Consider the following 22,561-nt stretch of genomic DNA (forward strand, 5'->3'; position numbering starts at 1 on the left):
ATGAACTAATGGAAAAGTCAATTACCATATCGAAAGCAAAACCAACCATCAAAAGCATGGATTATGAGCTCTTGCGCACAGAAGCAATCAGCTATATCCAACGCATAGGTGGAAAAATCTGGACGGATTACAACAGTCATGATCCCGGAATCACGATTCTTGAAGTGCTTTGCTATGCGATAACTGACTTGGGATATAGAAGTAATTTTCCTGTTCAAGACCTCTTAGCTGATGAATCTGGCAGTTTGAAAAATCAGTTTTTCCCAGCCTCCAAAATACTTCCCTCCACTCCTGTTACGATAAACGATTATCGAAAATTCCTCATGGATGTGGAACACGTCGATGAGGCCGATTTAGACTGTCCACGAGCTGGAATCAAAAATGCTTGGATCATCATACGAGAAAGCAATAAGATCCCTATTTATCCAGATCGAAAAGAGAAGAAATTAGCCTACAAACCATTCCCGACCGGCGAAAAGGCACTTCAATTAGGGATTTTATATGATGTGCTGCTTGAGTTTGATTCCTGCGAAAATCTAGGCGATCTGAACGAGAACAAGATCAGCATGGAAATCGAGGTGGACGAGCATCCAGATTTGGAGGGCGTGGTCATTGATATTCAGATTGAATTTCCACGATGGGATGCTACAAATGTGGACTGGGAAGACCCAGTTAGCATTCGCAAAAGCGTGCATTCCATTTCCATTCAATTCCAGAATCTACCGGATGGAATTACCATGGATTTTGACCTTAGTCCCAGCAATCTCATCGAATTAAAGGGAAGTAAACTGGTTGCGGAAGGTCTTGATCCATTGGATGGCTTAGTCGCTTTAAGCAATCAGGTGAATAATTTTACCTACACTAGTCCTGAGGGGATCCTAGCATTATACCTTAAGAAAGTCGCCAAAATCAGACAGATTCTTGATCAGGCAAAAAGCAGTTTGCATGCACATCGAAATCTGTGTGAGGATTTCGTGGATTTTCATGCATTGCGTGTAGAGGAAATCCTCGTTTGCGCAGACATTGAACTTTCGCCAAATGCACCAATTAATGAAACTGAGGCCTTGATTTTTCAGGCTATTAGTGCATTTCTTTCTCCGCAAGTCAATTTCTTCAGCTTGGAGGAAATGCTTAATCGTTGCAAAGATGAGGCGCTTCCAATTGCCAAGATTCAACAAAATCCAGCGAAAATCTGGATTGAAATTCCTACTTCAGACTATCCAAAACCTAAATCCAAGCTGAGTATTATTGGTTCTGGCGGGAATGTGGGAATCTATGAAGCTCTTGAAGTAAAGACAGATCCAAAAAACTCCAAGTTCTGCGAAATCCTGCTCACTCCAAATTTTCCTTCACCGGTTTTAATGGATGACGATCAAGTATTTCTTGGGAATTGGGAAGAATCGCAGTGTGTCCCAACTGAAAAACTTTTCGAAGGGCCGCTCCTAAAACATGGTTTTATAGATGAAGAAGACCTAATCAAAGCAGACCGAAGATCCAGCATCCATGTCACAGATTTGATCCATATAATTATGGATATACCCGGAGTGCAGGCGGTCAAAAGCATACAAATTGCCAACAAACCTCAGGACAATGCCAGCGGTTCTATTCCTTCAAAATCTGTAAGATGGTGTCTTGAGTTGGCGATTGACGATTATTACGTTCCGCGATTGAATACGGAGCTTTCTAAAATCACTTATTTCAAAGAAGAATTACCATTCAGGGCAAATCGAGAGAAGGTTGAGGATTTACTGGAAGCTTATAAAGCTGGCGAACGCAAACAGAAGCTCTACTATCCAAAGCTGGATTTTGACTTACCACAGGGAAATTATAGAAACCCTGGAGACTACGAATCCATCCAAAATGATTTTCCGCTAGTCTATGGAATCACAGAAGCGGGTATGCTTCCAAAATCTCAAGGCCGACCAAATCTGCCCCAAGTGCAGCAACTGAAGGCCTATTTGATGGTTTTCGAGCAGCTTTTGGTGAATTATCTTAGCCAACTCGAGAATGTTAAACACCTATTTTCCATCGACAATAGCAAAGATGAATTTGGAAATCCCATCATTGACGCCACCTATTTTTCTCAAAGTTTAGAAAATCTGACTCCAGACGGAGCTGTGCTTTGGAAGGATTTGGTTGCCCTTGAGCCAACCGTAAAGGAAATAACAGAGTCTGTTGCAGACTTTCAAATCCGAAGAAATCGCTTCCTGGATCACCTCCTTGCAAGATTTGCGGAGCAATTTACCGACTACGGCTTGCTTGCATTGCGCCTTAATCCTGCTGAAGGTCAGGCAAGATTGATCGAGGACAAAATGGCTTTTCTCAATGCCTATCCAAAGATCTCTTCCGAAAGAGGAAAAGGCTTCGATTATAAAATTGGAGATCATTTCTGGCACCGGGAGAACTTGTCAGGATTGGAAAACCGGATCCAAGGATTGATGGGAATCCGAGAAAAATCTGCCACTTGGCTGCGATTCTCCCCAGCTTTCGAATTTGTGGAAACTGCCGGAAATTGGAAGGTTAAAGTGAAGGACTCGACAGATGTCCTTGTCTTTGAACTCACTGGTGATTTTCCGAATCAAGAAGAGGCGGCATCGGCTTTGGAAATCGCTTTGTTGATTGGGGCAAGTAAGGAAAACTATCAGATTTCTACCGGCGATGTAGGTTTCTATTTTGAATTGCTTTGGGAAGGAAGCAGTATTGGAAAAAGTCTGAAAGTCGATTTTGGAGATGATACAGCAGGAGGCGATACGGATCTAGCACTCACGGAAGTTTGGGAGATTCTTCGAACTGAATTTCTTAACAACCCACTCGCAAATCGAAAGAATTTAAGTCTTGCATTGGAGGCATTTTGGGAGGCCGATATCACAGTTAGTCTGGCTCCCGCTCCTCCGAAATACACCTTAGAGTATGCCCTTTTTGATGCACCTTTTGGCGCTGGAACAAAAATTATAGAAGGAACTTTAGAAGTTGAAGTTCCAGATGCTACTTCCGAACCCGAGCTCCAAGAGTTGGCTGAAGAAAGATTGGAAGAGATCATTTGGCAAATCTGCACTGCCGGAGTAATGGAGGCTGCCTATGTCACAGATCCGGCTCCATACGCTTCGCCTTACAAATTCTCAGTTACTGATCCAATCCGCGGTGGAGTGCTCGCCAAGAGTGTTGACTCAGACTTCAATGTTCCTCTTGCCACTGCCATTCTGAATGAAGACTGGGGAGACTCTTGGCTGGTTCAGGCTGGATTCGAGCCCATAGAACTGAACATCACTGAATCCACAGCCATTGGTCCTTTTATTCAACTCAAAGCAAATCCAGCACCACAAAAAAGTGATCAGATTCATTTTGAAAGAGCTTTTGAAATCATCGGACTTGATCTGAATTCCCACCAAATCACTATTGAAGGCCTCCACGCTTCACTTTTTGAAGAATATGAGGATTTTGAAGTTCAATTTATGCTGGGGGAAACTGAGCATTTGATTTACTACGCCATCCATCAAGTCAGAGAAGAAGGCGGCAATACTATTTTGGTTACCAAAAAAACACCGAGGCCTGATTTGGTTGAAGATCCCGAAAACTCGGAGGAGCAACCGGGGGGATTTGTTATTCTCAGTAGACAATTTGATGTGGTATCCGCATCAGGAGACACATTCAGAATCCTCGGTGGAGCAGACATCAAAGCAATTCAAAAGGTACAACAGTTCTTCGTTCGAGAGTTTTTCTCCCATGAAGGCACGCACTTGATTGAACATATTTTGCTCCGTCCAAAAATAAAAGGAAAGTACAAAGTGCCAGATGGAATGGGTGGTGTCATTACTGAAACCTTGGGAGACAAATTACTGGATCCGCATTCTGAAGAGGAGTGTGTGTGCACGCTTGACGATCCATACACCTGCATGGCACATGTGATTTTACCTTATTGGTCAGGTCGGTTTACCAATACAGAATTCAGGAGATTTCTAGAGAAGAAGATAAAAAGGGAAACACCAGCGCATGTCTTTTTGACTATATGCTGGATCAGCCCCAGTCATATGAAAGCTTTGGAACTGGCCTGGAAACTTTGGCTACTCGAAACGCTAAAAACTACTCAGGAGCCTAAAAAACTTGCTGAAACACTCGCAGGGCTGATTGATGCCTTGGCGCAAATCCGAAATGTCTATCCAGTCGGTACACTTCACGACTGTGATGAAGACGAAAATTTGGAAAATTCCATCATTCTCAACTCCTCATCATTAGGAGAATTCTAACCACGACGATTATGAGCCAGATCATTTCAACTTATCCGATTTTTGAAGGTAGCCAAGTACTCACCAGTACCCAGCTCAACCAGCTCTCCGCCTACCTGGATCAGCAAGGAAGGCTCACTCGATCGAAACTCATTGGCATCGGTGTGGTCTGCGGAATGCAAGTTCAGCCTTTCCCACAAGGACTTCAGATTTCCAAAGGTCTTGGAATCACCTCAGAGGGATTCTTGATCCAGTCGGGCACTTTCAATGCTACTCATTATCGTCCATATTCCCTACCTGAAGGTGTGGATTATAAGCCTTTCAAAGATGTGGATCATGAAGTTTCGCTTTTTGAATTATTGACAGAAATCCCAAAAGACAGTACAGGGGTCAAAAAACTCAATAATCCAGCTAACTTTTTAGACAATAAGTATGTCCTGATTTTCTTAGAGATTTTTGATAAGGATCTGAAATCCTGCCTTGGAAATGCCTGTGATGATCGTGGACAAGATCGACTGCTGACTATTCGGAGGTTAGTAGTCAATGAAACAGATCTGGATAAAATTCTCACTAAATCTTCCAACGTTCGAACTCCATTTCCAGCAGGAATAGAGTTGAAGGAGTTCTACGTGAAAAAGCCCTTTTTCTACCCTAACAATCCTGAATCAAATGAGTATAGCGCATTTGTAAAACATTATCAAAAAACCACATCTGAGATTCTGAATGATGATTTTTTTAAAGCATTAGAGACATCTTATGAAATTTTCCAACCGATTCTAAGTAAGAGTTATGGCTTCGCAAATCCTCTTGGAAATGCATCTCTCAGTGCCAAAATATCAAAAATCAAGTCTCTACTTGTAGCTGATCCATCTGAAATTCGAGGGGTTCAATATTTATGGGATTTTGCGAAAGAACTGGTGAAAGGCTACATGGAATTCCGAGCCTCGGCCTTAGAGCTTTGGTACACCTGTCCGGCCGATAGTTCGCTTTTCCCACTTCACCTGATGCTTGGCCGAGCCAAAACTGATTCTGAAACCCAAGCTCAGTTCTTAAAATACCGACATGGCTTTATTCAGCCTCCGATTTTCAACCTGCAAAAACTGTTGGTAGAAACCTGTATCCAACGACACAGAAGAATGATTTTGCTAATTGAAAAGCTGGAAACGGGGATTTTAGAGAAAGCTGAATCTGACAAATTCCCGATAAAAATCACCCCATCAATTGAAAAACAAGGACTTCTTGGTAATAGAGCTTTGCCTTATTATTACGACATCAAATCAAAGAGCACAGTTTCAAACTGGTTTTCGCTCGAAAAAAGCTGGATAGATCCAGGTAATTTTCAGTTGGTAAGTGATCAGCGAAATGGAGTGCAGGCTTACGACAACCAGCCTGATGTGGAGGCTACCGAAGCTAAAAGCATCTTAGAAACTCCACTATTCTATGATTTGGAAGGATTCCCATTTTTTAGAATTGAGGGTCATCTCAATAAACCACTTAACGCCACGCTCAGTCACCTGAAAAAACTCATTCTCCAATTCAACCTTCCCATTCATGTGGAAATTCTTCACCTAGGTGAAACTACAGAATCCGAGTTTATTGATGATTGTGGATGGAATGACCTTCAGGAAGAATATGCATTTCAACGCTATTTCATGCTTGGAATGATTCTGGAATTGAAGCAGCTTTTTGATTATGTGACGGAATACGCCAATGAAATAGAAGAAGAGGATGTCACATCAAATGAATTTTACATCAAGGCTTCGGAGGTTTTGAAATTGCTTTTAGACATGTCAAATGCTTTGCCTGAATGCTTGAATGACCTGAATTGGGCTGTTTTTCAAAACACGTACAAAAAGTTACTTCAATATTTAATTGATTTTGCACTTCTAGAATCAGGGCTTTTACAAAAAATAGAAGCGGATCCTGAAAAGGAAAAAGAACTGGATTTCTACAACGGGATTCTGATGAGGCTTTCTCCAATTCTATACAGGGTTTTGGATTTATTTTTCTTCACCAAACTTCAGCGGATTTACACCAGCTACGAAAACCGCATTCAATTACTTGCCCAGTCAAATCAATTTGCCAATTATTTAAAACAACATAACGGCCTAAGTCATGAAGCTGGAGTACTGAGAGCTGGAACATTCTTCCTGATCCATGATCCAAAGCAAGAACGCATAATCGGGGATTTCAGCTTGCCATACTACTGCTGCGATTGCACTCCTTGCCTCGAGGCATGTGGTGAACAAAGTTTTTCCTTACCTCCTTTTGCTAGGCCTGACTATGCAGTTGCCTACACGGAAAAAACGATCAAACTGGAGATCACACTAAATGATGCACTAGTTTCCGGAAGGACCTATGACGTCTTGGCCGTTGGCTCATCCTCCGTTCAGAATGGAAAAGTGGAAAAGGATCCTGAAACAAATATTTTCAGATACACTTCTGCCCCGGGATTTACGGGTGTTGATAGCTTCCAATATGTCTTGCGTGATCGAAAAACCAATCAATCTGATCAGGGAAAAGTTAGTATTCTAGTAAAAGGAGCGCAAGGATGTTATTCTATCGAGGTGCTCACTTGTTGGGGAATCGATAGAGTAAGAGAGACTTTGAATATTAGACAAATAGAAGCTTCCAATGAGCCTGATTCACGAGCGATTGAATTGTTACTCGAAAGTCTACGCAAGTCAAAAGGCTTCTCCAGTGAGGAAATCAGAAGTAATGTTTTGGAAGAAGAAGATGCCAGAATGCAACTGTTAAGCTGTTTGGGTATAGCAACAGATCAAATGACCTATGAACAGCAGGAACAGGCGATTCTTGATCACCAAGGAAAAAATTGCGGAGCCATTGTGACACCAGGATGTACCTCTATGGCGGTAAGCGGTAAGGTGAGAAATGTAGCTGGAGCAGAATTGTCAAAAGTAAAAGTGACAGTCATAGGCTCAGACATAGTCACTTTCACCGATGGTTCAGGAAACTATGGAATTCAATTCCAATCCCCTGGTCAAACATTGCTCTTTCAATTCGATGGATTTGAAAATCAAGAGGTGGAAATATGTAGCCAAGCAGTGGCCAATGTGACGATGGTTCCAAGCGTTCAGCCAGCGAAAGAGTGCTATTCCATCAATATTATTTCAAGCTGGAGGGAAGATTTCATCCGAGCAGTCGCAAAAGACAGAAAGCTTGCCAAGCCATCAGGGAATCTTCCTGAGGTGATTACTACCCTATTAGAAAGCTTGAGAAGTACCGCCGGTTTCACATCCACCGAACTTCGAGAGACTACAGTCAAAAATGTAGACCTCCAAAAAATGATTTTGGAAAGTGTCGGGATTAATGTTGGAGGGCTCACACCAGAGCAATTTGCGAATGCCATTGAGGAATACCAGCGTCTTAATTGCGGAGCGCGATTGATTGTAGGTAGAGTGACTGCCGATATATTAACAGCGGATGAGATCAAGGTAATCCTTGACTCTAACCGAGTTTCTTATCTCGCAACTGCAGATAAAACTGTGTTGGAGGAAACATATAAAGCCGCGATACCAGATTCAGGATTAACTGAAAAGGACTTAACACTTCTCAAAAAAGATACGCTTACGACTATTCTTGAAAAGAACTCAACCTCCTTCAATCGCAATGACACTAAGAAAGTATTAATAGATAAAATCCTTGGGAAATAATGGGCTCGCATCTTATACAGACACAAGTCATCGAAGCTGAGTTCCGCGACAAACACTCGGCTCTTGAAGGGCAAAAGCTGCTTCAGGATCGATACAACAATGTATTGATCCCTGTTCTGGAGCAAGTTTTAGATGAGTATGATCCCATATCAAAATCACTAAGGATAGATAAGCTCGAACTGGATTTGGGTAGAATCCCAGCTGACCTGCCAAAAGATCTGATGAGAGACAGGCTTCGAGATGCCTTGGAGAATCAGCTTAGAAAATTCTATGTGGAGCAGGGATTCCATTTTTCACCGAGTTCAAAAACACCACTTACGAAAAGTCCGAATTTGACCTCGCCAACCAAAAACTCTACCAATTGGGAGCTACTTGAGTACTTTCTGAATTTTGGAAGATTTCCTTGGTGGGCGCCAACAACTGATAATCCCAGTGTTCCCGAGCTATTAAAATCAGTTTTCAAAACTGAAAAGTCACTCCTACACTCTTGGCTAGAAAAGAAAACTTTGACCTACTCTATGGCTCAAAGACTGGCAGCAATCCTGGCGGAAAAGCAATTTGAGTCAATTATCCGACTCATGTTTCCGGCATCTTTTCATCAAGTAGGCAATGTTGAATTCATTTTGAATCATCTAACGCATTTAGGAAAAACAGAACTTCACTTCCGCTTAAAGTCACTTGTCCTGTATTCACACTTTGGCAAAAGCAGTGATTTTTCAACTCATCTGGAACAAGGGTTAAACTTGGTTTTCACAACTGATCCTAAACTTGCTCAAGAAGCATCGCTCTTCATTTATGAACTTGCCTTTATTCTAAATCAGGACCGATTGGTAAAAGGGCAAAGCTTGCGAGTAGATCCAAAAAATCTGACCGCTCTCCGCAAAGATCCTAAAGTGGCTTCGCTGATTCAGGGAAATGAGTTTTGGAAAGCAATTGTCAAAGAATTGCATGCATCAAAAGATCAACTTCAAGACTTATCCACATTCGCAGAACTACTCAAAAAGCAGGAAAGAACGGAAAGAATGGAGCAAAATGAACTGCTTAGCAAAGCTCCTGAACTTGATGAAACAATCATTATTACAAATGCAGGCCTAGTATTGACCGCTGCTTTTTTACCAAGATTCTTTAAAAATCTGGGACTCGTGAAGTCAGGAAAATTCATTTCTGATCAAGCCCAATCAAAAGCAGTTTTCTTACTCCAAGCTATACTTGGCTCTGATGAGGCCTTCGATGAAAGTGATTTGACACTGAATAAACTCCTCTGTGGATTGCTTCCTGCTGCGGCATTAGAGCCAATTCCCAAAATCAACAAATCTGAAAGGCAGGAGATTGAATTACTTCTAGAAAGCATGGCGACCCAATGGACGGCATTGAAAAGTAACTCGGGAAAGATGATCGCAGAAGGTTTTTTTCCACGCGAAGGAGCATTACGCAGAGTCCAAAAAGGCTATCAACTCCAGATACAGCGGCTGCCTTTTGACATACTCCTGGATAGATTACCCTGGACTATAGGAATGATCAAGCTTCCCTGGATGGAGGAATTAATTTATGTAGAATGGTAGGTCAAAACTCAACTAACGCAAAGGTAATTCAAGCTGAATTAGACTGGCTGCAGAGCATTCTGAAAGCCCGCTCAACTATGAATTCAAATTCCGGCACAAGCATTCGTGAAGTATTGGAAATCCCTGCTCCTTCAATTCCCGAAAACTCTAGCTCATATGCCAATATTGTCCATAAACTAGGGTTAAATGAAGCGGAACGATTCCTGTTAATTTTAGCAGCTGTTCCTCATATCAAGCCTCAATTGCTGGATATGTTCATGGGGAAAAATCAATTGACTCAACAGATTTTCACGGAATTTGGTGGAAGAAAAGGCAAGAATCACAATGGGTTTATTCCGACTGGAGAAACAGTCCTTTTTATACTTGCCGGAAGTGATCTGGAAAAACGATTCAAATACCTCAGCTTACTCAGCTCTGATACTATTCTATTCAAAGAAGGTCATCTCAAACTCAGCGAAACAGATTCGGATGATCCCTATCTCAACGGAGCTCTGAATATCTCGAGGGATACACTTCAGGAAATAACGAGTGGAAAAGTGCGAAAGCCAGATTTCTCTGCTGATTTCCCCGCCCAGCTTTTGGAAACTGAAATGAGTTGGGATGATTTGGTGCTTAATCCACACACCTCCGATGAACTGCGCGAGATAGAAATCTGGCTTAAGCACAAAGACAAATTACTTCAGGAATGGGGAATGCATCGAAAGCTCAAGCCTGGTTTCAAAGCACTTTTTTATGGTCCTCCTGGAACAGGAAAAACGTTGACAACAACTCTGCTTGGTCAAAAACTAGGCTTAGATGTCTATAGAATCGATCTCTCTAGAATGGTGTCCAAATATATCGGAGAAACAGAAAAAAACTTGGCAAAGATTTTTGATCGAGCGGAGCGCAAAGGATGGATTCTGTTTTTTGATGAAGCCGATGCTCTTTTTGGGAAAAGAACCTCCGTATCCGATTCGCATGACCGCTATGCAAATCAGGAAGTTTCCTATTTACTCCAGCGAATCGAGGATTATGATGGCTTAGTGATTTTGGCAACAAACCTCAAAAACAACTTGGATGAAGCTTTTATGAGACGATTCCAAGCATCTGTATTTTTTCCAATGCCTCAGGCAGAAGAGCGGAAAATGCTTTGGAAAAAAGGATTTCCAGCCAGTGTCCAACTTGAGGAACGAATCGATCTGAAAGACTTGGCGAAGAGCTTTGAGCTTTCGGGCGGCTCTATCATTCAGGTGATCCAACATAGCCTGTTGATGGCTTTGGATAAAGAAAGTACTACAATCCAACTCGGCGATATCCGTGAAGGAATTCGAAGGGAATACCATAAAATGGGGAGGACGATATGAGGAAGAAAGTCAGAAAACAGCAAGAGCAGGACAATGAAAACGAGCCTGTAGTAGTCTTGGTAGAGGATAAAGAAGCTGCCAAAGAAGAAAAGCAGGAAGTCAAAATGACTCCAGTGGAAGAGGAGCAAGAACCTATGACTCCGCTAGCAGCGGCCTCTCCTATGAAAACCGAAAGCAAGAAATGAAATGAGCGCAGTAGCTGAACGTAAGCCTTTGCCTATGCCATCAAGAAGTGGTAGCAGTAGAAGGTATGTGGTTCAGCCAAGCCTCAAGATCGGACCTCCAGGGGACAAATACGAACAAGAAGCTGAATCGGTAGCAAATCATGTGGTAATGTCTCCGTCGAATGCTGCTACAGCAATGGCTATGAGTCCAGCCTCGAGTTCAGAGTCAACTTTTCAAATGCAGGCTGAGGAGGAAGAGGAGACGCTTCAAATGATGCCTTTTACTGAAAGTAACGCTATTCTCCAGCTTAGTGCGATGGAAGAAGAGGAGGAAACTATACAGCTCAGTCCGGATTCATCGGAAACTATTCAAAGGCAGGAAGAAGAGGAAGAAACCATCCAACTTTCGCCAGATGGTGCTCCAACAGCCTCTCCTCAGATTTCATCCCAAATCACTCAGAGCAAAGGCTCAGGTCAATCTCTTCCAGCACCTGTCCAAGCTGAAATGGGGCAGAAGATTGGTGCCGATTTTAGTGGAGTAAACGTTCACACAGGGTCTCAGGCGGCTGGAATGAGCAATGCTTTAGGGGCTCAAGCCTTTACACATGGCAATGATATTTACTTCAACGAAGGAAAATATCAACCTGAAACTTCAGACGGCAAACATCTTCTCGCGCATGAGTTGACGCATACTGTGCAGCAGGGGGCTACGCCAATTCAGAGAATGCCAAACCAGTCAATAAGTTCCGCAGAACCCCAGGTTCAGCGCTTGCCATGGGCTGCTCGAGAAGGATTAGCAAGATTTGCCAGCTATATCCCAGGATATTCTCTTTTGACAGTAATCATCGGTTACGATCCGATAGCTGGAAGAAGCGTGGAGCGAAATGGACCAAATCTACTTGGTGGACTTCTCGGTTTGATTCCAGTTTTTGGAATGCTCTTATTCAATAAGCTGACTGAACTGGGAATCATCAACGATGCTTTCACTTGGGTTCAAGGGGAGATGGCCTCCCTCAATCTCACCTCTAACAGATTGGGAGATACCTTGGAGGAAGCTTGGGATAGAATGGGTCTTACAGAAGGCTGGGATGGAAATATTAGAATCCTTGATGAGACTTTCGGACAACTTTATCGGGACATTGTCACCTTTGCTGGTCGAGTAAAAGATCAGATTTTCACCCTGATCAAAGATGCTCTCATGGCAGGACTTCGGGCTTTGGCAGAAGCTTTCCCTGGTTATCCATTACTTACCAAATTACTTGGCCACGATCCTTTGACAGGAGAAGAAGTTGTCTCCACTACGGCTGAAAAAATTGAGGACTTCCTAATTCTTATCGGCAAAGAGAGCGAGCTGGAGCGAATGCGGGCTGAAGGAACTATTCAAGAAACTGCCGATTGGATTGATGGAGAATTGGCTGCGCTTAACTTCAGTTTTGCGGAAGTCCGAGCACTTTTTGAAACCGCTTGGAATGCTTTTTCTCTGGAGGATATAAGAGATCCGATTGGTGCATTTCAGCGTACAGTAGCCATTTTCACCCCATTTACCACGCGCGTATTTACCTTCGCAGCAAATGTCGCCATCAAGGTACTGGAGTTTATCAAGACAGCACTTCTTTCCATGCTTTCTGCCTATGCCCGAGAGCAGCAAGGCTTCCATTTGCTTACAGTGATTCTAGAAAAAGATCCTTTCACTGAAGAAGTGGTTCCAAGAACTACTGTCAATCTTATTCGCGGTTTTATGGGCTTGATGCCAGGCGGTGAGGCTCAATTCCAACAGATGCAAGAAACCGGCGCCATTGAACAAACTGTTTCCAGAATTGATGAAGCTGTCGCTACACTCCACTTTTCTTGGCCATATATCACAGGGCTTTTCCTTGGTCTTTGGAACAGCTTTTCCATTCAGGATGTATTCCACCCGATAGATGCTTTCCTCAGAATCGTCGAAACTTTGGCAGACCCAGTTAGAAGACTTTTTGCCTTTGTCGTCACGATAGTTCAAATTTTGGTCGAGGTGATTCTGGTAGTGATGAACTTCCCTATTGAAACGGTACAGCAGATTATTGCAAATGCTCAAAGCGCATTTGCAGATATCAAGAGGGATCCAATAGGCTTTCTCCGAAATCTCCTAGGTGCGGTAAAACAAGGCTTTGTACAGTTCTTTGAAAATATTCTGACTCACCTTCTAGGCGGATTACGGGATTGGTTATTTGGTGAATTGACATCAGCGGGAATAAACCCTCCGGCTGATTTGACTTTTGAAAGCATCTTGGGTTTTGTACTTGATGTGCTAGGCCTTACCATGGACAATGTCTGGGAGCGTTTGGAGTTGAAGCTTGGACCAGAGCGGGTTGCTCAGATCCGAGGAGCGATCGATACGCTGTCGGGCATTTGGACCTTCATCAAGGATGTTTGGGAACGTGGACCGATTGCGATCTGGGAATATGTGCAGGAGCAATTAAGCAATTTGTGGACAATGGTGCTAGAGCAAGTTCAGAGTTGGGTGGTTACTCAAATTATCACACAGGTCACGACTCGTCTACTTTCCATGCTAGATCCTACGGGCATAATGGCAGTAGTGAATAGTTTTATAGCATTCTACCGGGCTATTCAATCCTTTATCGAGAAGCTTCGAGAAATGCTGGAAATAGTAAACTCCTTCGTAGCTGGGGTAGCCAATATCGCACGTGGCAATATTGGCGATGCGGCAAATTACCTAGAAAATGCTTTGGCAAGAGCAATTCCAATTGCCATTGGCTTCTTGGCAAACCAGGTGGGACTTAGAGGATTGGGCGCAAGAATCGCTGAAATGATCGGAGGGCTTCGAGATCGGGTGAATGCTGCGATTGATTGGCTTATAGATAGGGCAATCGCCGCAGGAGGAGCTTTGCTGGAAATGGGTAGGAATGCGGTGGACGCTGTAATGAATTGGTGGAATGCCAGAGTGACATTTACAGCACCTGACGGACATGAACATGCCATTTATTTGGAAGGAGATGAAGATAATCAGCAATTAATGATTGCTAGCAATCCTATTCAATTCCAAACCTTTATAGGTAATGTAGAGGCTAATAATAATCCTGAAAAAGCTGAGGCTAAACAGGTGGCTCTAAGCAAAGCTCAGGAAATTGATACGGAAAAAAGAAGGCGAATTGACAGAAGTCTAAGTGAAGAACAGCAAGAAATAGCTACTACTGCCAAGAAAAATAGAATTCAGGAATTACTCCAAGAGTTAAGACCTTTGGTTGAAATATTTTTTGGTACCGATAGGCCTGAGGGTCCACCAGAGAGACTTCTACCCGGCACTGACTCTGTAGGTTTTGGGCAATCAATGGATATAAAGGAATTACATCTAACTAATAAGCCATCTGATGGATCTACACCTACACAGGCAGCACAAACCGAGTATGATAAACTTAATAAAAGGCGTACTTCCTCAGGTGCATCTTACTATATCAGAGGGCATCTATTAAACCATAATATAGGAGGACCTGGAACTTGGCCAAATATGGTTCCTCTTTCACGAGAAGGAAATAGTACGCATGAATCGACAGTGGAAAACCAAGTTAAAGCAGCTTTTGATGCGGGTGCAGTGATTGAATATTCCGTACATCCTTCTTCTCAAAAGTTTAATGGAGGAGTAAGCAGTATAAAAGCTGAAATTGATGCTAGCGATGATGATGCTCAAAGTAAAGTTGACAAAAAACAGATTGTTGACGCTGAAGCGAACGTCCCTCAAACTCTTACTACAAAGGCATATACATTGAAAAAAAACGCGAATGATCAATTTGAAAGAGATCATACTATTGTGGACCTTCCTGTTGCAAACCCAGTTGAACGCACACCTAGCTCCTATTATGTGTCGAGGTCGGGAGAACCAATTGTCTATTTGAATCATGATAATGATCAAGATCGAATCATCAGAACAACAGGTCTCACAAGTAATCAAGTGACACTAATGCTTCAGGTTAGAGCTTCTCGAGGCCAAAGATTCGGTCAGTATTCAACATTTTTAAGAGCTGCTGGAATACCAGAAGCAGAAATTGAGACTAGGGCTAGTTCTTTAAGTTCTAACCCAAGAATTTCCCTTGGTACTCCTAGAGAGTAACTTCCTTAAATCAACTTCAGAGTGCTTTAATTTCAAATAATTAATACTTCAATTCAACCTGCCCTTTATTGGAAATCCCTCATTAGGCATAGTTCGTAAATCCAGTATTATATTTTTTAGACTTTGTAATTCACATTTAATCAAAACCCAAACCTGAATTCTCAAGTTTGGGCTTCTTCGGTCCTCGGTCTTCTGTCTTCCAGCTTTTCAGCTACAAGCAATCTTATTTACCGATTCTAGTGTCTTCCACCTTCGAAGTTTCTGCTGCTAACAAAAAAACAGACTTCAGTTTCGATAAAGGATATATAGTTGGTTGCTTATATCTTTACGCTAGAAACAAGTACTAAAAGAAATTAAAGCCTTATGAAACAAATAATCATAATCTTTTTCAGCCTATTCTCAACAATTCAAGTAAATGCTCAAAAACCAGATTCAGAGGCTTTACTGAAAGAAGGCATGTTACTTTACCGACTTGAAAAAGCTGCCTGGTACTCAACCGATCATTTTCTAGAAAATTTCCCAGATAAGAGAGACAGCATTGGAGGATACCTTTCTTATGAAGGAATAGATGGACATGTTTACTCCATCTTTTATAGTAGGTTCGACCACAACAGCATATTGGCTAGATATCAATTTGACAATTTACCAACTTCAACCCCAAACTCTGTTGATACCGAAGTAGCCTCAGCTTTTGAAAATGAAACAGACCTTATTTCAATACGACAAGATGCGATGATGATGTTAACTTCAAATTCAGATGGTTTTTTTACTTATTATGAAAATGCTTCGTTCAATGCAATTCCACTGATAGATGGAAAAAACAGAAAAGTATTTATTTTATCTGCTTCACAAAAACAAGGCTCTGTCTTCATCGGCAATGACTATCTACTCAAATACAACTCTAAGAACAAATTCATTGGTAAGAACAAACTGCATAATTCGCTAATTGAACTTCCTTATAAGGATCCAAATGGACAAAATATAAATGCAACAATGCATACGCATATTCTATCTAATCATATCGAACCGACGGATATTTGTACGCTACTTCTTTATAAGGACTATGTTGATTGGTCTCAACATTACGCTTTTAACAAAGATTATATTTCAATACTTGATCTTGATAAAGAGAACTTGATAATAATGACAAAAAAGGCTTTTGATAAAATAAATAAAAACGACTTGCATTAGAATTTGTAATACAAATACAAAAAAGCCCAAATCTGAATTCTCAAGTTTGGGCTTCTTCGGTCCTCGGTCTTCTGTCTTCCAGCTTTTTAGCTACAAGCAATCTTACTCACTCGGTTCTGGTGTCTTCCACCTTCGAAGTCCGTAGTAAGGAAAGTCTCAGCCAGCTTTTCTGCCAGTTCATAGGATATAAATCGGGCGGGGAGAGCTATCACGTTGGCATCGTTATGCTGACGGGAAAGTGCGGCCAATTCTTCGTTCCAGCAAAGTGCGGCACGGATTCCTTGGTGCTTATTGGCTGTAATGGCTACGCCATTTCCAGATCCACAAATCACAATCCCCAAATCAAACTCTCCAGCTTCAATAGCTGAACTCAAAGGGTGCACATAATCTGGATAATCTACAGAAGCATCTGAGAAAGGACCAAAATCCTTTATTTCATAGCCCAGCGATTCCAATTTAGCTATCATTTTAGCTTTGTACTCAACCCCTGCGTGATCTCCTCCTATTGCTATTTTCTTTGCCATAATTTTTTCTTTTAAGACCGAAGATGGAAGACAGGAGACCGAAGTAATCCTGACCTTCCAATTCAATCTATAGATTCTAGGTTCTTAATTCTTGACTCTTAATACTTATGCCTAGTGTCTTAAATTAAAGCGCATCATCTACCTCTTCCTTAGCTTTTTTAATCGCTCTTTTCTTTTCCAGCCTTTTTGCAATCTGAATTCCAGCTTCATATAGCACTAGAATCGGCATTGCAATCAGAATCTGACTGATTACGTCCGGAGGAGTGATTACTGCTGATAACACCAAGATCACTACAATCGCATGTCTTCTGTATGATTTCAACATGCCAGAAGTAACCAATCCTGACATCGCCAAGAAATAGACCACTACCGGAAGCTGGAACATAATCGCAGAAGCAAGCACCAGCATTGTGAGTGTAGAAATATAAGAAGTGATGTCAAATTCATTAAGAATCGACGGATCCAGTTGATAATTTGAAAGGAAATTGATCGACAGCGGTGATAGGATAAAGTATCCAAATGCAGCTCCCATGAAGAACAATAAACTCACAAAGAAAACAGCTCCTCTTGCGGCATTCTTCTCCTGATCATACAATCCCGGGCTGATAAATCTCCAAACTTCCCAGAATACAAGGGGAAATGCAGCAATGAATCCCACCACAAAACTTGACGTCATGTGCATGGTAAACTGCCCAGTCATTTGCCTACTCTGGATAGTAAATGGTAGCTCGTCGATACAAAGTGCCGGCAATCCTACGTAATCGCTGAGTTCACACAGCCATCTATAGGTAACAAAGTCAACCTTGGAAGGCCCAAGAATAACTATGCCGAAAACGAAACCTTTGGCTACAAAGGCTGCTACAGATAATATTAGGATTGCAGCAACGGAGCGAAGCAAATGCCAACGCAATTGTTCTAAATGATCCAAAAAGGACATTCCTCCCTCTTCTTCCTCTTCTTCTTGGTATTGATCTAACGCCACGGGTGGTCTCTAAATTCTAGTACAACGGAAATTGATTCATCCAAGCATTCACTTCGCTACGGATGTTCGCCAGTTCGGCTTCATTCTCATGGTTTGTCAAGGCTCTGTCTATCAAGTTGACGATTTTCACCATGTCATCTTCTTTCAGACCTCGAGTAGTGACAGCAGCTGTCCCTATTCTCATTCCTGAAGTAACAAAAGGAGATTTGGTATCAAACGGAACCATGTTTTTGTTGATGGTGATATCCACTTTGCCAAGTGTTCCTTCTGCTATTTTACCGGTAAGGTCTTTATTTCTAAGATCGATAAGCATCATGTGATTGTCAGTTCCTCCTGAGATGATTTGATATCCCAGACTTACGAACTGATCTGCCATTACGGATGCATTCTTTTTCACCTGAATCACATAATGCATGTATTCGTCAGAAAGACATTCTAGGAAAGCAACCGCTTTAGCAGCGATCACATGCTCCAATGGACCACCTTGCGTACCTGGGAATACACCCATATCTAGCAAAGCAGACATCTTTTTGATTTCTCCTTTTGGAGTAGTTACACCCCAAGGATTGTCAAAATCTTCTCTCATCATGATCAAACCACCTCTTGGACCTCTAAGAGTCTTGTGAGTAGTAGTAGTCACAATATGACAATGATCAAGTGGATCATTCAACAGTCCTTTTGCAATCAATCCAGATGGATGAGAAATATCGGCCAAAAGAATCGCTCCAACTTCGTCAGCGATTTCTCTCAATCGAGCATAATCCCAATCTCTAGAATAAGCAGAAGCCCCACAAATGATCATTTTAGGAGAAACTTCCAATGCTTTTTCTTCTAATTTATCGTAGTCGATTCTTCCTGTTTCCTCTTCTACTCCGTAAAAATGCGGGTCGTACAATTTACCTGAGAAATTCACAGGAGAACCGTGCGTCAAGTGACCGCCATGAGAAAGGTCAAAACCAAGAATAGAATCACCGGCTTTAAGACATGCCAACATCACTGCTGCATTTGCCTGTGCTCCTGAGTGAGGCTGCACATTGGCCCATGTAGCTCCGAAAAGCTCTTTTGCACGATCGATTGCTAGTTGCTCGATCTTATCCACCACTTCGCAACCGCCATAGTAGCGCTTGCCTGGAAGACCTTCTGCGTATTTGTTTGTCAGCACGCTACCTGCGGCTTCCATTACTTGCTTACTGGTGAAGTTTTCGGAAGCAATCAGTTCGATGCCTCTCTTTTGTCTGTCCTCTTCTTCGTTGATAAGGTCGAAAACAAGCGAGTCTCTTTTCATAATCAGGGGTTTGAAAGCCAATTTTTATGGAAGGGTAGCCAGAAGCGTACCTTCAAATGTGCCCAAAAATAGCCCGAAAGTCCCGATTATCCAATCCAAAAAAAGGATTGGGATTTTCTATTCTTAGGAATTGCTATTTTTGAGCGATGATTGATTTCAAATTCCGCCCTGAAAGCTATTTTACCCAAGAAACTACTTCTGTTTTATTGGTGAAAATGAATTACCCCGAGAGTCAGTGGGGTGAGCAAATTAGCATCTACGCCCATTGGCTGGAAGGAAAGGTTCAGTTTGAAGCAGTGGATTTCTATGGAAATGACTACATGCTCTATCCTTCCTCTAGCTATGAGGCATTGACAATGGAAGATATGGTCTATTTACTGGAAGGGATGCAGGTGAATACTGATGGGATGGAAGGCAATATGGAATTAATATTGGACGGATTTCCAGAAGTCGAAAGTGACTTCTATCCTGAGTTGGGAAAGTATTTTGATGAAAAAAGAAAAAATTTAGGCTTGGATTAAAAATCCAGCAACGCCTGCTTTTGCTCTGAAACTTGGTTGGTACGAAACCAATACTCGTACGTTTCAAAATCTAAACAATCAGAAAATTCCATTCCTTGAAATATGATTTTCTTTAAGCAGCTTACGGGTAACCAGGATTTGAGCTTTGCGGATTGTTCTTTTGAAAGCTGCGAAAGCTGAATCCATTTCCCTCCGTTGATAAAAATTGGTATAAGTTTGGTCATGTACTTACTGTGATTTGGGTCAAAAGTATACTGGTAATCAGCAAGGTACAATTATACAAAATTATTTTTATGTTAATAAAAATTACATATTATAAAATTCAGGCATGACAGGAGCTTTCATTGCATTTTTATGTCTTTTATTGGGACTTTTTCTACAGAAGCAAGCTAATCTCCCACTTGAGAAAATTACAAAATGGGTCAATGCTTACCTGCTTAATATTGTACTTCCAGCTCTTGCTCTTCTTTACATTCCCCAAATAGAGCCCAGCTGGAGCTTACTTCTACCTATTTCCACGGCTTGGTTTACCTTCCTCCTTTCCTGGATGATTTTTGGTGTGCTGGGGAAATTATTGAAATGGGATAATCAAACCACTGGCTGCTTAGTGATCGTAGCTGGACTAGCCAATACTTCTTTCATGGGATTTCCTGTGATAGAAGGACTTTACGGAAAAGAGGGTTTGCCCATAGCGCTATTGATTGACCAAGGCGGATCATTTCTACTCGTTTCCTCCCTTGCAATAATAGTTGGTTCGATTTACTCTCATCAAGAAGGTAATCTAAGCGAGATTCCGCTAAAAATTCTTCGTTTTCCTCCTTTCGGATTTTTACTAGTTACTATCGCTATGAGTATTTTGGGATGGAAAACCCCAGAGTTTCTGATTCCCCTAGTATCTCTAATAGGCAAAACGATGGCACCGATGGCTATTTTCGCCATTGGTCTTAAATTTTCTCTAGACTTCGACTCACTCAGCTCTAAGTTCTATTGGTTTGGAATGGGATATAGGCTATTACTTGCTCCCTTGATGGTTTGGTTGATTTATAGAAATTTCCTGCCAGAAAGCAGCCTGGAATTAAAAGTCAGTGTGCTGGAAAGTGGTATGGCTCCCATGATTACAGGTTCTATCGTAGCGATTCAATATGATCTTAAGCCAAAGCTCGCGACGTTACTTGCCGGATTGGGCATACCGATCTCAATCGTTACTAGTATGATTTGGTATTATTTCCTGGGCTAGTTATGCCCAAGCCTTTTGCAGGTCAGTTAGGATTTCCTCGTGTATTTTCTCATTTGTCGCCAAAATCTGTCGCCCAAATATAAAATCTCTTGCTCCTGAGAAATCCGTCACTTTCCCACCAGCTTCTTCTACGATCAATGTACCAGCAGCCACATCGTAGGAATTCAGATTGTATTCAAAAAACCCTTCTACACGCCCAGAAGCAACATAGCAAAGATCTACAGCAGCACTACCAAATCTACGTGCTCCGTGGGAAGACTTCATCAGTGATTTCAAAGCAGCTAGGTACTTATCAATCAAATCGAAATTGTAATACGGAAAACCAGTAGCTATCAGAGATGCCGAAAGCGATTTGGCTGCACTCACTCGAATTCTTGTGTCATTACAAAATGCTCCGCCACCTTTCATCGCATAGAAGCATTCATGAAGATTCACTTCATAGACCACACCCAGAATAACCTCTTCACGCTCCATCAAGGCAATACTCACACAAAAAATAGGCACGCCGTGGATAAAATTCGTCGTACCATCCAATGGATCGATTACCCAGTTGAATTCTTCAGCTTTTGTAGTATTTGTTCCCTCCTCCGTGATAAATCCTGCTTCAGGAAGAATCTTGGATAGTTTGTCTACGATAAGCTTCTCTGCTTCCTTGTCCACATAAGAAACCAAGTCATTGAAGCCCTTATGCTCCACATTGTCCATATTGAAATGCTGTCTTTCCTTACGGATAAAGGCACCAGCTTCTTTGGCTATTCCTTGAGTTTTCTCTAGTAGCAGAGTGAGTCTTTCTGTTGAGATCATAGAAATTGGTTGTTAAATCAGGCTTTGGGATTTTTACCGGCCACAGTAAGGACAATTTCGCCCTTTAGTGTATTGGTCTCATAATAATCTATTAACTCGGCTAATGTACCTCTAACGTTCTCCTCATGAAGCTTAGTGATCTCTCGGGATACACAAGCTTGCCTATCGGCTCCAAAAGCTTCTGATAGCTGACCTAGCGTTTTCAGAAGACGATGTGGTGATTCATAAAAAATGATTGTCCGTACTTCTTCCACTAGACCATCTATCCTTGTCTTTCTTCCCTTTTTGTGAGGTAAAAAGCCTTCAAATACGAAGCGGTCATTTGGCAGTCCACTATTTACCAATGCCGGTACAAAGGCAGTGGCTCCTGGGAGACATTGAACATCTAGCCCCGCTGCGAGAACCTCTCTTACCAAAAGGAATCCTGGATCTGAAATAGCAGGGGTGCCCGCGTCAGAAATCAAAGCAAAAACCTCTCCTCGGTTCATTCGCTCCACCAATTTTTCCACCGTCTTATGCTCGTTGAAAATATGGTAGCTCTGAAGTGGTCTGGAGATTTCCAGGTGTTTTAATAATTGCCCACTTGTGCGCGTGTCCTCAGCGAGGATTACATCAGCACTTTTCAAGATCTCAATAGCCCGAAGCGTGATATCCTTCAAGTTACCGATCGGCGTAGGTACTAGGTATAAGTTTACAGAAGTTTCACTCATGAAGATAGTCCATCAATAGCTTTAGCCAGTGCATGATCCTTCTTGGTCACTGTGTTTCCAGCATCGTGCGTAGTCAATTCAATTTCTACTGTGTTATAAACATTACTCCAATTAGGATGATGATTTTGCGCCTCAGCCAAAAATGCCACTCGGGTCATAAAAGCAAAAGCTTCCTGAAAATCCTTGAATTTGAAGGTTTTCTTAAGTTTGTTGTCTTCTTCGATCCACATAAGTCA

16 protein-coding genes are annotated in these 22,561 nt (G+C 41.9%); 9 read left to right on the forward strand and 7 right to left on the reverse strand.

Annotation, left to right across the window (positions count from 1 at the left end; genetic code table 11):
• Positions 1-8: 8 nt before the first annotated feature.
• The 7 genes from BM291_RS00860 to BM291_RS00890 all read left to right on the forward strand — a co-directional run bounded on the left by BM291_RS00860 (position 9) and on the right by BM291_RS00890 (position 16,262).
• A complete protein-coding gene (locus tag BM291_RS00860; protein WP_139229019.1) occupies positions 9-4,244 on the forward strand; it encodes a hypothetical protein in 4,236 nt (1,411 codons plus the stop codon).
• Positions 4,245-4,255: 11 nt separating this feature from the next.
• Positions 4,256-7,897, forward strand: coding sequence for an Ig-like domain-containing protein (locus tag BM291_RS00865; RefSeq protein WP_092894283.1), 3,642 nt, complete (start codon positions 4,256-4,258; stop codon positions 7,895-7,897).
• Positions 7,897-9,459, forward strand: a complete 1,563-nt coding sequence (locus BM291_RS00870) for a contractile injection system tape measure protein (RefSeq protein ID WP_092894284.1) — start codon at positions 7,897-7,899, stop codon at positions 9,457-9,459. Before BM291_RS00865 ends, BM291_RS00870 begins: the two co-directional genes overlap by 1 nt.
• 77 nt (positions 9,460-9,536) lie before the next feature.
• The gene (locus BM291_RS00875; protein WP_245786746.1) at positions 9,537-10,802 is read left to right on the forward strand and encodes an ATP-binding protein; all 1,266 of its coding nucleotides are present in this window, start codon (positions 9,537-9,539) and stop codon (positions 10,800-10,802) included.
• Positions 10,799-10,987: a hypothetical protein gene (locus BM291_RS00880; RefSeq protein ID WP_092894286.1), complete on the forward strand. Its 189-nt coding sequence runs from the start codon at positions 10,799-10,801 to the stop codon at positions 10,985-10,987. Before BM291_RS00875 ends, BM291_RS00880 begins: the two co-directional genes overlap by 4 nt.
• Position 10,988: 1 nt before the next feature.
• Complete coding sequence (locus BM291_RS00885) at positions 10,989-15,071, forward strand: eCIS core domain-containing protein (protein WP_092894287.1); 4,083 nt, start codon at positions 10,989-10,991, stop codon at positions 15,069-15,071.
• 363 nt (positions 15,072-15,434) lie between these two features.
• The gene (locus tag BM291_RS00890; RefSeq protein ID WP_092894288.1) at positions 15,435-16,262 is read left to right on the forward strand and encodes a hypothetical protein; all 828 of its coding nucleotides are present in this window, start codon (positions 15,435-15,437) and stop codon (positions 16,260-16,262) included.
• Positions 16,263-16,348: 86 nt separating this feature from the next.
• On the opposite strand, the gene rpiB is transcribed toward BM291_RS00890, so the two are convergent.
• The 3 genes from rpiB to BM291_RS00905 form a co-directional block, all read right to left on the reverse strand.
• A complete protein-coding gene (gene rpiB, locus BM291_RS00895) occupies positions 16,349-16,786 on the reverse strand; it encodes a ribose 5-phosphate isomerase B (protein WP_092894289.1) in 438 nt (145 codons plus the stop codon).
• 124 nt (positions 16,787-16,910) lie between these two features.
• The gene (gene tatC, locus BM291_RS00900; RefSeq protein ID WP_092894290.1) at positions 16,911-17,768 is read right to left on the reverse strand and encodes a twin-arginine translocase subunit TatC; all 858 of its coding nucleotides are present in this window, start codon (positions 17,766-17,768) and stop codon (positions 16,911-16,913) included.
• Between the two features lie 16 nt (positions 17,769-17,784).
• Positions 17,785-19,053, reverse strand: coding sequence for a serine hydroxymethyltransferase (locus BM291_RS00905; protein ID WP_092894291.1), 1,269 nt, complete (start codon positions 19,051-19,053; stop codon positions 17,785-17,787).
• 146 nt (positions 19,054-19,199) lie between these two features.
• On the opposite strand from BM291_RS00905, the gene BM291_RS00910 reads away from it, so the two are divergent.
• The gene (locus BM291_RS00910; RefSeq protein ID WP_092894292.1) at positions 19,200-19,574 is read left to right on the forward strand and encodes a UDP-glucuronosyltransferase; all 375 of its coding nucleotides are present in this window, start codon (positions 19,200-19,202) and stop codon (positions 19,572-19,574) included.
• Here the strand turns inward: BM291_RS00910 and BM291_RS00915 are convergent.
• A complete protein-coding gene (locus tag BM291_RS00915) occupies positions 19,571-19,798 on the reverse strand; it encodes a hypothetical protein (RefSeq protein WP_092894293.1) in 228 nt (75 codons plus the stop codon). The genes BM291_RS00910 and BM291_RS00915 overlap by 4 nt on opposite strands.
• Before the next feature lie 104 nt (positions 19,799-19,902).
• Between BM291_RS00915 and BM291_RS00920 the strand changes: the two genes are divergently transcribed.
• Positions 19,903-20,811, forward strand: a complete 909-nt coding sequence (locus BM291_RS00920; RefSeq protein ID WP_092894294.1) for an AEC family transporter — start codon at positions 19,903-19,905, stop codon at positions 20,809-20,811.
• On the opposite strand, the gene BM291_RS00925 is transcribed toward BM291_RS00920, so the two are convergent.
• From BM291_RS00925 to BM291_RS00935, 3 genes are read right to left on the reverse strand one after another with little or no spacing between them, the layout of a single operon-like run.
• Positions 20,812-21,615 carry an inositol monophosphatase family protein gene (locus tag BM291_RS00925; RefSeq protein WP_092894295.1) on the reverse strand — a complete coding sequence of 268 codons (804 nt, stop codon included), beginning with the start codon at positions 21,613-21,615 and terminating at the stop codon, positions 20,812-20,814. It lies immediately after the preceding gene.
• A gap of 17 nt (positions 21,616-21,632) precedes the next feature.
• Positions 21,633-22,325: a 16S rRNA (cytidine(1402)-2'-O)-methyltransferase gene (rsmI, locus tag BM291_RS00930; RefSeq protein ID WP_092894296.1), complete on the reverse strand. Its 693-nt coding sequence runs from the start codon at positions 22,323-22,325 to the stop codon at positions 21,633-21,635.
• On the reverse strand, positions 22,322-22,555 hold the full coding sequence (locus BM291_RS00935) for a 4a-hydroxytetrahydrobiopterin dehydratase (RefSeq protein ID WP_092894297.1): 234 nt from the start codon (positions 22,553-22,555) through the stop codon (positions 22,322-22,324). The genes rsmI and BM291_RS00935 overlap by 4 nt, the downstream gene beginning before the upstream one ends.
• Positions 22,556-22,561 lie beyond the last annotated feature (6 nt).

This window comes from Algoriphagus aquimarinus (assembly GCF_900112005.1).
GTDB classification, from domain to species: Bacteria; Bacteroidota; Bacteroidia; order Cytophagales; family Cyclobacteriaceae; genus Algoriphagus; species Algoriphagus aquimarinus.

Bases quoted from the DNA above. Each gene is read 5' to 3' on its own strand.
- BM291_RS00860 (WP_139229019.1), top strand. From the start codon at position 9: ATGGAAAAGTCAATTACCATATCGAAAGCAAAACCAACCATCAAAAGC.
- BM291_RS00865 (WP_092894283.1), top strand. From the start codon at position 4,256: ATGAGCCAGATCATTTCAACTTATCCGATTTTTGAAGGTAGCCAAGTA.
- BM291_RS00870 (WP_092894284.1), top strand. From the start codon at position 7,897: ATGGGCTCGCATCTTATACAGACACAAGTCATCGAAGCTGAGTTCCGC.
- BM291_RS00875 (WP_245786746.1), top strand. From the start codon at position 9,537: ATGAATTCAAATTCCGGCACAAGCATTCGTGAAGTATTGGAAATCCCT.
- BM291_RS00880 (WP_092894286.1), top strand. From the start codon at position 10,799: ATGAGGAAGAAAGTCAGAAAACAGCAAGAGCAGGACAATGAAAACGAG.
- BM291_RS00885 (WP_092894287.1), top strand. From the start codon at position 10,989: ATGAGCGCAGTAGCTGAACGTAAGCCTTTGCCTATGCCATCAAGAAGT.
- BM291_RS00890 (WP_092894288.1), top strand. From the start codon at position 15,435: ATGAAACAAATAATCATAATCTTTTTCAGCCTATTCTCAACAATTCAA.
- rpiB (WP_092894289.1), bottom strand. From the start codon at position 16,786: ATGGCAAAGAAAATAGCAATAGGAGGAGATCACGCAGGGGTTGAGTAC.
- BM291_RS00905 (WP_092894291.1), bottom strand. From the start codon at position 19,053: ATGAAAAGAGACTCGCTTGTTTTCGACCTTATCAACGAAGAAGAGGAC.
- BM291_RS00910 (WP_092894292.1), top strand. From the start codon at position 19,200: ATGATTGATTTCAAATTCCGCCCTGAAAGCTATTTTACCCAAGAAACT.
- BM291_RS00915 (WP_092894293.1), bottom strand. From the start codon at position 19,798: ATGACCAAACTTATACCAATTTTTATCAACGGAGGGAAATGGATTCAG.
- BM291_RS00920 (WP_092894294.1), top strand. From the start codon at position 19,903: ATGACAGGAGCTTTCATTGCATTTTTATGTCTTTTATTGGGACTTTTT.
- BM291_RS00925 (WP_092894295.1), bottom strand. From the start codon at position 21,615: ATGATCTCAACAGAAAGACTCACTCTGCTACTAGAGAAAACTCAAGGA.
- rsmI (WP_092894296.1), bottom strand. From the start codon at position 22,325: ATGAGTGAAACTTCTGTAAACTTATACCTAGTACCTACGCCGATCGGT.
- BM291_RS00935 (WP_092894297.1), bottom strand. From the start codon at position 22,555: ATGTGGATCGAAGAAGACAACAAACTTAAGAAAACCTTCAAATTCAAG.